The organism is Ruegeria sp. J8, from assembly GCF_056531925.1.
In genome coordinates this window covers 280,919-294,286 of sequence record NZ_JBQFMR010000005.1, presented here as the reverse complement: position 1 = coordinate 294,286, position 13,368 = coordinate 280,919, and the positions used below count along the sequence as shown (strand labels likewise).

The 13,368-nt window shown below is 61.1% G+C and carries 14 protein-coding genes; 5 read left to right on the top strand and 9 right to left on the bottom strand.

Going from position 1 to position 13,368, the window contains the following annotated elements; translation table 11 throughout:
- Window positions 1–71 precede the first annotated feature (71 nt).
- The 7 genes from ACR0L1_RS13095 to bioB form a co-directional block, all read right to left on the bottom strand.
- Entirely contained in the window at window positions 72–1,955 is a 1,884-nt protein-coding gene (locus ACR0L1_RS13095; RefSeq protein WP_480859267.1) for a DEAD/DEAH box helicase, read from the bottom strand.
- 471 nt (window positions 1,956–2,426) lie between these two features.
- A complete protein-coding gene (locus ACR0L1_RS13090) occupies window positions 2,427–3,185 on the bottom strand; it encodes a methyltransferase domain-containing protein (RefSeq protein WP_480859265.1) in 759 nt (252 codons plus the stop codon).
- Complete coding sequence (locus ACR0L1_RS13085; RefSeq protein WP_480859263.1) at window positions 3,182–3,796, bottom strand: pimeloyl-ACP methyl esterase BioG family protein; 615 nt, start codon at window positions 3,794–3,796, stop codon at window positions 3,182–3,184. Before ACR0L1_RS13085 ends, ACR0L1_RS13090 begins: the two co-directional genes overlap by 4 nt.
- Entirely contained in the window at window positions 3,793–5,079 is a 1,287-nt protein-coding gene (gene bioA / locus ACR0L1_RS13080; RefSeq protein ID WP_480859261.1) for an adenosylmethionine--8-amino-7-oxononanoate transaminase, read from the bottom strand. The genes ACR0L1_RS13085 and bioA overlap by 4 nt, the downstream gene beginning before the upstream one ends.
- Window positions 5,076–5,696 carry a dethiobiotin synthase gene (gene bioD / locus ACR0L1_RS13075; RefSeq protein ID WP_480859259.1) on the bottom strand — a complete coding sequence of 207 codons (621 nt, stop codon included), beginning with the start codon at window positions 5,694–5,696 and terminating at the stop codon, window positions 5,076–5,078. Before bioD ends, bioA begins: the two co-directional genes overlap by 4 nt.
- Complete coding sequence (locus ACR0L1_RS13070; protein WP_480859257.1) at window positions 5,693–6,826, bottom strand: 8-amino-7-oxononanoate synthase; 1,134 nt, start codon at window positions 6,824–6,826, stop codon at window positions 5,693–5,695. Before ACR0L1_RS13070 ends, bioD begins: the two co-directional genes overlap by 4 nt.
- Entirely contained in the window at window positions 6,823–7,803 is a 981-nt protein-coding gene (gene bioB, locus ACR0L1_RS13065; protein WP_170785648.1) for a biotin synthase BioB, read from the bottom strand. Before bioB ends, ACR0L1_RS13070 begins: the two co-directional genes overlap by 4 nt.
- A gap of 313 nt (window positions 7,804–8,116) precedes the next feature.
- Between bioB and ACR0L1_RS13060 the strand changes: the two genes are divergently transcribed.
- The 5 genes from ACR0L1_RS13060 to ACR0L1_RS13040 all read left to right on the top strand — a co-directional run bounded on the left by ACR0L1_RS13060 (window position 8,117) and on the right by ACR0L1_RS13040 (window position 11,294).
- The gene (locus ACR0L1_RS13060; protein ID WP_480859255.1) at window positions 8,117–8,278 is read left to right on the top strand and encodes a hypothetical protein; all 162 of its coding nucleotides are present in this window, start codon (window positions 8,117–8,119) and stop codon (window positions 8,276–8,278) included.
- Complete coding sequence (locus ACR0L1_RS13055) at window positions 8,279–8,713, top strand: cytochrome P460 family protein (RefSeq protein WP_480859253.1); 435 nt, start codon at window positions 8,279–8,281, stop codon at window positions 8,711–8,713.
- A 95-nt stretch (window positions 8,714–8,808) separates the two neighbouring features.
- Window positions 8,809–9,162: a pentapeptide repeat-containing protein gene (locus ACR0L1_RS13050; RefSeq protein WP_480859251.1), complete on the top strand. Its 354-nt coding sequence runs from the start codon at window positions 8,809–8,811 to the stop codon at window positions 9,160–9,162.
- A 71-nt stretch (window positions 9,163–9,233) separates the two neighbouring features.
- Window positions 9,234–9,650, top strand: a complete 417-nt coding sequence (locus tag ACR0L1_RS13045) for an MBL fold metallo-hydrolase (protein WP_480859249.1) — start codon at window positions 9,234–9,236, stop codon at window positions 9,648–9,650.
- A gap of 138 nt (window positions 9,651–9,788) precedes the next feature.
- Complete coding sequence (locus tag ACR0L1_RS13040) at window positions 9,789–11,294, top strand: FAD-binding oxidoreductase (protein WP_480859247.1); 1,506 nt, start codon at window positions 9,789–9,791, stop codon at window positions 11,292–11,294.
- Window positions 11,295–11,340: 46 nt separating this feature from the next.
- On the opposite strand, the gene ACR0L1_RS13035 is transcribed toward ACR0L1_RS13040, so the two are convergent.
- Window positions 11,341–12,303, bottom strand: a complete 963-nt coding sequence (locus tag ACR0L1_RS13035; protein WP_480859245.1) for a TAXI family TRAP transporter solute-binding subunit — start codon at window positions 12,301–12,303, stop codon at window positions 11,341–11,343.
- A 38-nt stretch (window positions 12,304–12,341) separates the two neighbouring features.
- Window positions 12,342–13,364: a D-cysteine desulfhydrase family protein gene (locus ACR0L1_RS13030; protein ID WP_480859244.1), complete on the bottom strand. Its 1,023-nt coding sequence runs from the start codon at window positions 13,362–13,364 to the stop codon at window positions 12,342–12,344.
- Window positions 13,365–13,368: the final 4 nt, after the last annotated feature.

The window sequence follows — 13,368 nt, the reverse complement described above, 5'->3', positions numbered from 1 at the left end:
AGACTGCGGCTGCCTCGGAACCGAGGCACGACCTCTGCAAAGGGGCTTCGCAGCGCGATTAACGCCCCAGTTTACGTCCGGCGTTTCGGAACTGCATTGCCGCCCTTGGCCGCCGCGGCCCGCGCGCGGTTCTTCTTGCTGTTGGGCTTGCCTTTTGGCGGCGGAGGACCTTTGGGGCGGCGATCCGGTGTCTTGCCTGCCCAGGCGTCCCCGGCCTTGCTGCGCTTGGGTTTGGGATCGGCTTTTCCCTTGTCCGCAGGTTTGGGTGTGTCCTTCTTCCGCGTCTTTGCCGGTTGCGGTTCGACCAGACGCTCCGGACGCTCAGTTTTTCCCCGTTTCTTGTCCTTCATCCCACGTTTGGGGCCCGGTTTTGCGGGTCGCGACAGGTCTGGGGCCGTGTCCAGTCGAACGATCTCTTTCGCTCCTTCGACCTTCATCTCGGGCCCAATGGCTTCGATAAAACCGGGCACGCTGCTTTCGCGGATTTCGATATAGGTCACATCGTCGGCAATGCGGATCGCGCCTATATCGGATTTCGTGATGTTCCCGGCCTTGCAGATCATCGGCAGAACATAGCGCGGCGAGGCGTGCTGATTGCGCCCCTCAGACAGGGAAAACCAAACGCTGGGACCAAAGGGAGCGCTGGGTTTGGCTGCCGCGTTGACCTCGCTCAGTTCTTCGGGCGCGGAATGTTGGCGCGTGTATTGGCGAACGTAAGCCGCGGCCAGCTGTTCTGACGAGAACCGCGCGACCAGTTGCTCGACCGAGGCGCGCTCGGTCTCGGGAACCTCGGACTGCCAGTCGTCGGACGCAAACATTCGTTGCAAGTCCTGCGCGTTGACCTCTTCAGCCGAGGGCGCAGACCCCCACTCGGCGGTGAGTTTGGCAAATTTCAAAAGGCGCTGTGCCTTTTTGAACGCCGCCGGGGGCACGATCAGCGCACTGACCCCTTTGCGGCCTGCCCGCCCGGTACGGCCCGAGCGGTGCAGCAGGGTTTCATGGCTGTTGGGCAGTTCGGCGTGAACAACCAGATCCAGGTTCGGCAGGTCGATCCCCCGCGCCGCGACATCGGTGGCCACACAAACACGGGCGCGGCCATCGCGCATCGCTTGCAGCGCGTTAGAGCGTTCGCTTTGCGTCAACTCACCCGACAGAGCGACAACCGGGAACCCCCGGTTGGACAAGCGTGCCGTCAAACGGCTGACCATGGCGCGTGTGTTGCAAAAGACGATGGCGTTCGGGGCTTCGTAATAGCGCAACACGTTGATGATCGCGTTCTCGCCATCGCGCGGCGCCACATTCAGTGCACGGTATTCGATATCCGCGTGCTGCGTGCGTTCGCTGACCGTGCTGACCCGTTCAGCATCCTGTTGATAGCGCGCCGCAAGGCTGACAATCGCGCGCGGCACCGTGGCCGAAAACAGCAGCGTCTGACGCGTCTCGGGCGTTTGTTCCAAAATGAACTCCAGATCCTCGCGGAAGCCCAGATCCAGCATCTCGTCAGCTTCGTCCAGCACCACCGCCCGCACATCAGTCAGATCGATCGAACCGCGCATGATATGATCGCGCAACCGGCCCGGCGTTGCGACAACGATATGCGCGCCTCGGGCCAAGGCGCGGCGTTCGTCGCGCATATCCATTCCGCCCACGCAAGAGGCAAGAAACGCCCCCGCATCAGCATAAAGCCACGCCAGCTCGCGCTTTACCTGCATCGCCAGCTCGCGCGTAGGTGCAATCACCAGCGCCAAAGGTGCTGCGGCCGCGTCAAAGACATCGCCCTCACCCAAAAGCGTCGGCGCGATGGCCAGCCCAAACCCGATGGTCTTACCCGAACCCGTTTGCGCGGAAACCAACAGGTCGCACCCCTGCAATTCGGGCGCGGTCACGGCCTGCTGTACCGGGGTCAGCGTTTCATATCCTTTGCGCGTGAGCGCATCCTGCAATGTCTGTTTCATAGATCGGCTCGCTCTGGTGATGCTGTCACCCTCAGAGCGTCCAACACACGGATCATCGTCGAAGCGCCGCTCATAGCGAGAGACGACGGGGATGTATAGAGCGGAAATGAGGCACGCATACCTGCCGCGCGCAGGAAGCAAACCGACCAGAATGCCCTATCCCGTCTTGGGCAGACGGTCAGGAAAAGCTGGGCCGAAACCACCTGGCCCAGCCATTAGGCATCAGCTGCCACGATTGCGGAAGCTCTCTTCGAAGTCCTGAGTTTGATTTTCAGCGCTGCCGCCACTTGGGCCGCTGTCGCAGGCGGCGATGAGTAGCAAGCTGGCGGAGATGAGGACGGCTCTGATCATTTGGGGACCTTTGTGTTCGGAAGATTCAGGTGGAAACACGCGCGCCTGTCCTGCCTAGCACGGAGGCGCGTAACCAACGGGTCAATCCTGTGTGACAGTGCTGTGATCCCGGTCGATTGCTCAGATCGGCTTGCGGGCGATGATCCAGATCGGGTGATAGGTCAGCGGCACAGTGTCGCCGCAGCCATGGCGCGCGACATACGCGTCCGAGAACCGCCGCAAATCCGAGCGTGTCCAAACCCCGCGGGCACGGCCGTTCACCCCGGTGCTGCGCAAATGGCGCAACAGGTCGTGGGGTGAGGCGAACCGAATGGTCCGAATATCCTCGTCTGCCACCATCACTTCCAACTCATCGCAAATGGCCGCGCTCAGATCCTCGGGGCGACACAGGCCCGGCGCTTCGGCGGATGACCCGATCTGCGTCAACTCGTGAAACTGCCGTTGCCCAAAGCCCGAAACTGCCAGCCAACCACCGGGTGCCAGCGCACGCGAAATGCGTCGCATCAGGGCCGCCGGATCGTGCAACCACTGGATCATCGACGCCGAGCAGATCAGATCGGGCCGCTGCGGCCAAGCAATCCGTTCCGCATCGCCACATACAAACCGCGCCTTTGCAGCGGTCGCGGTTGCTGCGGCCTCGGGCGCAAGGTCATTGAGCGTCAGAGCCTGAAACCGGAACCTGGCCTGTAACTCATGGGTCAGATGTCCGGTACCGCAGCCCAGCTCCAGCCCATGGTCAAACTGCGCAGGCGCGTCGTGGGCGTGCAACGCGTCGGCCAAGTCTGCGGCGGTCTGCGCTTGCAAACCCGCCGCCGCATGATAGCTGCCAAAACTGCGGCTAAAGCTGCGTTGAACCCGGTCGGTGATCACAGCGTTCATGCCAGCCACTCCGCCCAGCTTTGACCCGCTCGAAACGGAACATGCGGGCCGTCAATGCGCCGAATGGCCGAGCTCTGCCACGCCGCCTCTTGCGCCTTGGTGGGGATGATCCGGTCTTGGTGCGGAATCCACACTCGGTCAAACCGACGCGCCAGAGCGGGGCCGCGCCGAAGGATCGCACGCAGTTCCGCTTGCGCCGCGTGGATGTCAATCTGCGGGGTCGGCCCTTCGAACCCGGCGCGGCGGCAGAACTTGGCAAAGCTGGCCGCGCTCAAATTGTCGGCAGTGGCGTTGATCATGTCAGGCGCAATGCCTTTTTCCGCATCCGCCGGAAACAAGGTGCCGCTGACCGCAACCAGACGATCCGGGTTGACCCCCGCCCCCTCTAACCAGTGCACAGCCGAGGCGACACCGAAGGAAAACGCCAGCACATCGAGCCGATCATAATCGGCCAGTTCGGGCAGTTCAGCATCAAGCTGGGTATAGTCGTCGACAAACAGGACGTCCCCGCCGCCCTCCAGCCCGGCAAACGGGGCAGGCCCCAGCGCCCAACCACCGAACACCAGTGTCAGGTTTTCAACACCAGAGCGGGACAGCCAAACCGCCTTCATGCCTCGCCCCGCGCCAGATTAACCATCGCCGCCGTCACCCGGCTCAACTCATCGCCCGAGATCACGAAAGGCGGCATACAATAGATATTGCGCGCGAAGGGCCGCAGCCAGACACCAGTTTCGGGTGCTCGCGCATGCGCGATCCGAGGGTCAACCGGTTGCTCCATCTCGATCACGCCGATTGCGCCCAGAACCCGTACATCAGCCACGCCCGGTATGTCGCGCGCGGGCGCAAGCTCATGCTCCATCTGCTTGGCAATCGCGCTGACCTCATGATGCCAATCGCGCTGTTGCAACTGGTCAAGGCTGGCGATGGCCGCCGCGCAAGCCAGCGGGTTGGCCATATAGGTGGGCCCGTGCATCAACACGCTGGCCTCGCTTTCACCAATCCCGCGCGCAACGGCTTCGGTCGCGATTGTAGCGGCCAGAGTGATATGACCGCCGGTCAGCGCCTTGCCCACGCACAGGATATCCGGCACCACATCCGCATGCTGCATGGCAAAAAGCTGACCCGTCCGCCCAAACCCGGTGGCGATCTCGTCAAAGATCAGCAACACCCCATGGGCCGAGCACAGCTCGCGCGCGCCTTTCAGCCAGGACGGGTGATAGAAATACATACCGCCAGCACCCTGTACCACCGGCTCAAGGATCAACCCGGCGATCCGGTCGCCCTGACGGTCCAGCAACTCTTCCAGAGCGGCAAGCCCATTCAACGCCGGATCCTCCGGCCAGTCCTGTCCCAACGCCACAGAGGGCCGGGGCAGGAAATGTTGGATCGACATCGCCCCCCGGAACAGCCCATGCATTCCATTGACTGGATCGCAGACGCTCATCGCTTTCCATGTATCACCGTGATATCCGCCCCGGATCGTGGCAAATTCAGTCCGGCCCGAATGACCCTTGGCCATCTGGTACTGCACAGCCATCTTCAACGCGACCTCGATCGCGACCGAGCCGCTGTCGCTGTAGAAAATCCGGTCCAATCCATCGGGCAGCATGTCGATCAGCCGCTTGCCCAGCTCAATCGCGGGCGTATGCGTCAAGCCGCCGAACATGACATGGGGCAAGTGATCCAACTGCGTCTGCATCACTGCGATGATGGCCGGGTGACGATGGCCGTGCACCGCACACCACCAAGATGACATGGCGTCGATCATCTTACCGCCGTCCTCGCGCGTTAGCCAGACGCCCTCAGCCGAAGAGATCAGGTGCATAGGCCCCGGATCCAGCACGTTGGTATAAGGATGCCACAGGTGGCGCGCGTCAAAATCCAATGGGGTCACAGCGCACCCCGTATCGTGGTCAGGTCCATCCCCGCCATCGCATCACCCACAGAGGCACGCGTCACGGTGTTAAGAACCGGCAGCCGTCCCAGATGGCGCGTCTCGCACATCTCGACAATAGTCTGTTCGACATCCGGCTCGGCGTCTCCGATGAATGCCACGCCGACCACGTCGACACCCGCGCCGCGCAAGGCGCGCAAGGACAGCGCGGTGTGGTTGATTGTGCCCAAAGCCGTGCGCGCCGCCAGAACGACCGGCGCCTGCCAACGGGCAAACAGGTCCAGAAAGAAATGCTGCCGGGTCAGAGGCACCATCACGCCACCCGCCCCTTCCACAACCAACGGGCCGGGAACCTGAGGCAAAGTCAGTCGCTCAAGGTCGATCTCAACCCCCATATCCTCGGCCGACAGATGCGGCGAGGCGGGCAGGTTCAGCCGATACGCCTCGGGCAAGACCGGCGCGCCAGACAGGGCCTGCACGGTTTCGGTATCCGTCGCCTCTTCCAACCCGGACTGGACCGGCTTCCAATAGCTGGCCCCAAGGGCAGCGGCCAGTCCGGCGGACAGGACGGTCTTGCCCACACCGGTATCGGTGCCGGTGACGACCAGAGTGCTCATGCGGCCTCCTTCCGGTAGCGCGACAGTGTTTCGAACAAGGCGCTGATCTCGGATTTGGTGACATTCCCGGTGATCGAGATTCGCAACCGCGACGTGCCCTTCGGCACGGTCGGCGGGCGGATGCCGCGGATATCAAAACCTTGTTCCTGCAAGCGCGCCGCCATTGCCATGGTGCTGGCGTCATCACCCAGAATGACGGGGATAATCTGACTGGTCAGAGCTTGCGGCGCGATCCCAGCACTATGCGCCACCGAATGGGCATGCGCGATCCGGTCCTGCGCCTGCTGCGTCCAAATCGGGTCGTTGCTCAGCAGCTCAAGCGCGGCCCGCACGAGGGCTGCATTAAAGGGCGACGGGGCGGTGGCAAAAATGAACGGGCGCGCGCGATTTATCAAAGTGTCGATCATCACACGTGGACCGCAGATCAATCCGCCCGCAACACCCAGACCCTTGCCGCAGGTGTGCAAGGTCAGCACATCCGCGTCCAGCTCATGCGCCAGCCCCCGGCCCTGTGGACCAAAAACGCCCGTTGCGTGGGCCTCATCCACCACCAGCACCGCATCGTGGTCCCGCGCCAGCGTTGCGAAATCGACCAACGGGGCCAGATCGCCTTCCATCGAATAGACACTTTCGACCGCAACCCAAACTTGACCCGAACCACCCTCGGTGCGCCATTGCGTCAGAACCCGACGCGCATCGGCCAAGTCATTATGAGCAAAGCCCCGTGTGTCGGCACGCCCGGTGCGCATCCCTTCGAACGCGCTGGCATGGACCAAAGCGTCATGCAGGATCAGATCCCCCGCGGCGGGGAGGCTGGAAAAGATGGCCTGATTGGCCTGAAACCCACCACCCATGAACAGCGCGGCCTCGGCCCCAAAAAAACTGGCAGCGAACTGCTCCAAAGCCTCGTGCTCGGGATGGTTGCCACGCAACAGGCGCGACCCGCCCGACCCCAACGGCACCCCGCGCGACAGCGCGTGCTGCGCGGCCTGGGCCAATTCGGGTGACTGAGCCAGCCCCAGATAGTCGTTCGACGCGAAATCCAACCCCCGACGCGGTGACAACACCCGCCGACGATGCCGGTTGCCCAGCACCTCAAGCATCGAGGACAAGCGCGCCGTAACCGTCATTCGGCCGCGTCAGCCCGGCTGTCCTGCGCCGCGACCTCGGCCTGAAGCCCCAGCTTGGCAAAAAGAACCGCGTCGGTGTCTTCCTCAGGGTTTTCCGCCGTCAGCAGCGTTTCGCCCACAAAGATCGAGTTCGCACCGGCAAAGAAACACATCGCCTGCAGCTCATCGCTCATGTCGCTGCGCCCGGCAGACAGGCGGACATAGGATTGCGGCATCATGATCCGCGCCACAGCGATCACCCGCACAAAGTCAATCGGATCAATCGGCTTGGCATCGGCCAGCGGTGTATCCTGCTGCGGCATAAGCATGTTGATCGGAACCGAATCCGGCGCAGGCGCCATGTTGGCCAGCGTCACCAGCATGTCCATGCGGTCCTGAACGCCCTCACCCATGCCCAGAATCCCGCCCGAGCACACTTTGATCCCCGCCTCTTGTACCCGGTTCATCGTGTCGATCCGGTCGGCAAAGGTCCGGGTGGTGATCACTTCGGAATAATAGCGCTCGGACGTGTCGATATTGTGGTTGTAGTAATCCAGCCCCGCATCACGCAGTTGCACCACCTGCGTGTCACTCAGCATGCCAAGCGTCATGCAGGATTCCATCCCCATGTCGCGCACGCCTTCGACCATGGCAACCAGCGCAGCCATGTCGCGGTCTTTGGGCTCGCGCCACGCGGCCCCCATGCAGAACCGAGTCGCGCCGCCCTCTTTCGCCTTGCGGGCCTCGGACAGAACCCGCTCGACCTCGATCAGTTTCGAGGCCGACAGCTTGGACCCATTGCGCGCCGATTGCGAGCAATAGGCGCAGTCCTCGGCGCAGCCTCCGGTCTTGATCGACAAAAGTTTCGAGGTCTGGACCTTATTGGGATCGAAATTGGCGCGATGCACTGTCTGGGCGCGAAACAGAAGATCCATCAGCGGCAGATCATACAGCGCCTGAGCCGCGTCACGAGTCCATGAGTTAGTTTGGTTCTGCATTTTATCTATAATCTTTTATGTAACCCGAGATTGCGGTCATTTTTTATCGATAAATTTTGTGGTTGCAATATTTTTCACTCAAACCAAGTCAGGGCAAATGGACGCGGGCATCTTAAAAATGCGAGCGCCCAATATGCGCACGGGCAGTCAAATCACCGCTGTTTTTGCTGATAAGCTCGTGATGCTGAACGATCTGCATCTTTTTCCGGATGATACGCAATTTGACGCCGGGCCGGCTTGGATAGGCTGGTGTCACATAAACCCGCCCCAAATTTCCGGGCGACGTAAATTTCCAAGCAAGAGGACATCAGCCATGAGAGTATTGAAAATCCTAACATTGGGCGCAGCGATGGGTGTTGCAGCGCTAGGGATCAGTCAGTTCAGCACGTCGGTCAACGCGCAAGTGTCCGACGACTGGCAGCCTCAATGGACCGAGGATGGTCAACTGGTTCTACCGACAGGCTACAGGGAATAGGTGTTCCTGGGCTCACCCCTGACGCCGAACGCACTAAACGGCGGGCAGGCCGGGTTCCCGGAATACCACAATGTTTACATGCATCCGACGGCCTATGCTCAGTACAAGGAAACCGGGGAATTTCCCGAAGGCACTATCTTGTTGAAAGAGCTGCAACTGACCCAACCCGGCGAGGAAGCGGACGGATCGCGGCTTGAGGTGTCGGGACAGGGTTATTTCCCGGCCGGGTTCAACGGCATCGACATCGCGGTCAAGGATTCCTCGCGCTTTGCGGAAAGTAACAACTGGGGCTATTTCAACTTTGGCCACCATGCCCCACCCTATGCCGAAACCGCCGCCTCCGCCCCAATCGAGGCCTGCGCCTCGTGCCATATCGACAATGCGGACGAGGATATGGTTTTCACCCGCTTTTACGCGATCCTCAGCGCGAACTAAGCGGATCGACCTCTGAATGCCATCGCGTCAGGTCGGCGCAGTGGCCAATAGGTGGCCAATACATTCGCACCCCAAAAACCTCTCTGGACTTTCACGTGTCACATAAGCTTTTTCTCGTCGCCTGTTTTGCCGCCTGCCACGCTCTGGCGCAGATGGAGGCTGCGGTCGATCACTGCGATGCCGAACCAGCGCCGCGTGTGGACTGGCACGGCTGTGATCTGGCGCGTCAGGATTTCTCGGGCTTGGATCTCAGCCACGCCAACCTCAGCGGCGCAAAACTGACTGCAGCCAAGCTGCGCGGGACCAACCTGTCCCATGCCGATCTGACCGGCAACATCCTGATTGGCGCGGATTTGCAACAAGTCAATTTCGCGGGCGCGGACCTGCGCGGGGCCTTCATGACCAAAGCCCAATTGGGGGGGCAACAATTTCGAAGGCACCAGATTTGACGGGGCCTATTACAACGACGCGCGACAATGCGCCGTTGGGTCCGTTGGCAGTTGCAAGTAAACAGACCGCCATGATTTCGCGCCGCCAATGGATGCGGGTTGCGGGCTGTGCCATGCTGTCGGCACTGGCCCTTCCGGCGCTGGCCGATGAGCCGCAACTCGACCGTCACCCGGCCCCAGAGGTCAGCTTTTTCGCCAATGCCTATCTGATCGAAGGCCCTCAGAGCTGTGTGTTGGTCGACGCACATCTGAACCTGAGCGAGGCGCAGGAACTGGCGCGTCTGGTCCGCGAAACCGGCAAACCTTTGACCCATATCGTGATCACGCACCCGCATCCCGACCACTATCTGGGCCTGCAATTTCTGGGGCCACAGTTTCCACAAGCAATTGTCGCAAGCGCAGCACAGTCTTTGACATTCATTGAAACCGCGGCCTTGGACTGGCCCAACAGGGGATGGCCAAATCCGAGCGGATTGCTGGCATGTTGACCCGCTACCCCGATCACGTCTTCCCTTTGGCTCCGCACAACAGCATCCTTGCCAGCCGATCCTAACGCTGTGGCAAAAGGCAAACGCGCAAGGACCGATAATGGTTTACTTGCGGGGCGGATGTGACAAAGGTCCGACATGACAACATCAGCCCCAACAGATTCGCACGACCAGGCCACAACTCATTCGTATCTGTCTGCGCTTAGGGCGACGCTGGGCGAAGCCGCCGTCCTGACCGGTTCAGATATTTCCGAGACCTACACCCGAGACTGGACCCGAGACCGGCACGGACAATGCCTGGCCGTTGTCAAACCCACCACTTCAGCCGAGGTGTCGCAGGTCTGTGCCCTCAGCCACGCCACAGGCATCGGTATCATCCCCCAAGGGGGGCATACCGGTCTGGTCGGAGGCGCGCAGCGCAATCGGGGCGATTGCATTCTGATTTCCACCCAACGCATGACCGCAATCGAAGAGATCGACGCCGACGGCATGACATGCACGGTGCAGGCGGGCGCCGTCCTTGAAACAGTGCAAACGACCCTAGGCGAGCAGGGTTTCCAGTTCGGTGTTGCCATCGGCTCTCAGGGCAGCGCTCAGATCGGGGGGCTCATATCCACGAATGCGGGCGGAGTGAATGTCCTGCGCCACGGCATGATGGGTTCTCAGGTTCTGGGGTTGGAAATGGTGCTGCCCCAAGGGCAGATCCTGTCGTCGATCACAGGATTGCACAAAGACAACCGGGGGCCGGACCCGTTGCGGCTTGCTATCGGCGCCGAAGGGGTATTTGGCGTGGTCACCCGTGCCTGCCTGCGCATTCTTCCCCGCCAGACACATAGCGCCACCGCATATGCCGGCTGCGCCTCGATGCAGGGCGCGCTGGATCTGCTGCGGCATATTCGCAGCAACGGGCACGAGGTCCTGTCGGCCTTTGAAGTGATGTCCCAAAGCTGTATGCCATTGGCCCAATCCGTTGACCCCTCGATGATCCTGCCGGTCGATGCGCCCGTCCATGTGCTGATCGCGTTTTCATCCGCGATGGACCTACCGCTGCAAGACCATCTGGAGGCACTTCTGGCCTCAGCATTTGAGCAAGGGGTGGTGCAGGACGCCGTCATCGCGCAATCGCAATCTCAGGCCGCCCGGTTCTGGTCCATCCGCGAAGGGCTGGTCGAAGGACAGATCAAGCGCGGCTACCACGTGCGCAGCGATGTGTCGGTTCGCTTGGGGCATGTGCCCCAAGCCGCGGTCGCGCTCGAAACCATGCTGGCTGAGGAGTTTCCGGGCTGGATACCGCAGACCTACGGCCATTTGGGCGACGGCAACCTTCACTTTAATGCCCTACCCCCGGAGTCCAAGTCCGAGGAAGAGGCGCGCGCCGTCGGAAAGACCATCGAAGCGCGCATATTTGACATTGTCACAGAGCTCGGCGGCTCATTTTCAGCAGAGCATGGCATTGGCCGCACCAAGGCCGGGTGGTTCCGAAAAACTCTTCCTGCACGTCATGATCTGTTGGCTCAGTTGAAATTCACGCTCGACCCAAAAGGCATCATGAACCCTGGATGCCTTCTTGCCGAAAACCTGACGCATCCGCCCGACCGGGAAGATCCTAAAACAACCGGCGCAGGCAGTCCTGCAACAAGGTGAGGCCCTCCTGGGCCTCACCTGAGATAAGCACGCGATTGCGCTTTCGTTATTCCAACAGACCCTGCTCGCGGTAATATTTGAGCGCTCCGGGATGAATGGGCGCGGACAGGCCCGCTGAAACCATTTCTTCTTTGGTCAGATTTGCGAATGCCGGGTGGAACGTACGGAAGTCGTCGAAATTCTCAAAGATCGACGACACCAGCGCATAGACCGCCTCGTCCGAGACCTTGGCCGAGGTCACAAGCGTCGCGCCGACCCCGAACGTGTCCACATCCCCGTCGGTGCCGCGATACATGCCTCCGGGAATGGTCGCTGCCCGGTAATAGGCGTTGTTGTCGATCAACCCGGTCACGGCGTCACCGGTCACCGGAACCAGTTTGGCATCGCAGGTCGTCGCGGCTTCGGTCAGGTTGCCGGACGGGTGGCCCGCAGTGATGATGAACGCGTCAATCTGGTTGTCGCACAGGGCGCTGGACTGTTCCGCCGATTTCAGCTCGGCCGCCAGTGCAAACGTATCCTTTGTCCACCCTTTGGCGTCCATCAGCACCTCCATCGTGCCGCGCTGGCCCGATCCCGGATTGCCGATATTAACCCGCTTGCCTGCCAGATCATCGAAATGCTCAATCCCGGAATCGGCGCGAACCATCACGTTGAACGGCTCGGCATGGACCGAGAATACCGCGCGCAACTCTTCGAATGGCCCGGCCTCTTCAAATTTTGAGGTGCCGTTCAGCGCGTGGAACTGCCAGTCGGACTGGGCCACGCCAAATTCCAGTTCGCCCTCGCGGATCGTATTGATGTTATAGACCGAGCCACCGGTGGATTCGACCGTGCAACGCACCCCGGTTTCCTTGCGATTCTTGTTCATCAGACGGCAGATTGAGCCACCAGTCGGATAGTACACGCCGGTCACGCCGCCAGTTCCAATGGTCACGAACTCTTCGGCCTCAGCGGCCACGGTGCCAAGCGCAAGCGTCAGGGTCGACGCCAAAATCAGTTTCTTATTCATAATTTCCTCCCTTTGAGATTGTCTTGAGTGTCGTTTGGTCAGGTTGGTTCAAGCTGGTCCTGATAGCCGAACAGCGCAGGCAAACCGCCCGTGTGCAGCATCACGACCTTCTGGCCCTTGCGGATCGCGCCGCTGTCCAGAAGCCCCAAAAGCCCTGCAAAGGTCTTGGCGGTGTAGACCGGGTCCAGAAATATGCCTTCGGTCCGGGCCATAAGCTCCAGTGCCGTGCGGGTCCGGTCCCCAATTTGACCATAGCCGGGGGCAAGCGCACCGTCCCAGACGTGGATGTCTTCCTTCACCAAAGCCGGGTCAAAACCCATCAACGCTGCCAGCTTGCCAAGAACTTTCTCCATCCGGGCCTTCTGCTGGGTTTGGTCGCGGCGGACGCAGATGCCGTAGACTTGCGCGCCATGACCTGACAGGCGCAGCCCGGTCAGGAACCCTCCATGGGTCGCGCCACTGCCGGAAGGCACCACCGCCACATCAAATTCCGCCATCTGATCGGCCAGTTCCGCGCCGCCCTGCACATAGCCCAAGGCCCCCAGCGGTGGGTGATCGACGCCAAGATGAATGACATAAGGTGTTCGCCCTTCGGCCCTCAGGCGCGCGGCGCGATCGTGCAACGCATTGTCCGCTCCGACCTCGTCCTCGCCTACCGGAAAGTGCATATGCTCGGCCCCCAGAATCTGCGCCAGCAGAACATTGCCCGAGCGGTAATAGGCCGGCCCCATCCCCGGTACGCGTTCTTCCAGTTGCAGCACCGACGTCATACCCAACCGCGCCGCAGCGGCGGCGGCAGTGCGCACAAAATTGGACTGCACCGCGCCCGTGATCAAAACCGTGTCAGCCTTCTGATGCAGGGCTTCGCCAAAGTAGAATTCAAGCTGCCGGGTCTTGTTGCCGCCAAAACTCAACCCGGTCAGGTCGTCGCGCTTTAACCACAGGTCGATGCCCAACCGGTCCGACATCCGGTTCATCCGCTCGACCGGAGTGACCTCAGTCATCAACCGGATGCGGGGAAATTCGGTCAGTTTTCGATCAATCTGCATGTGAATGGTCATCCTG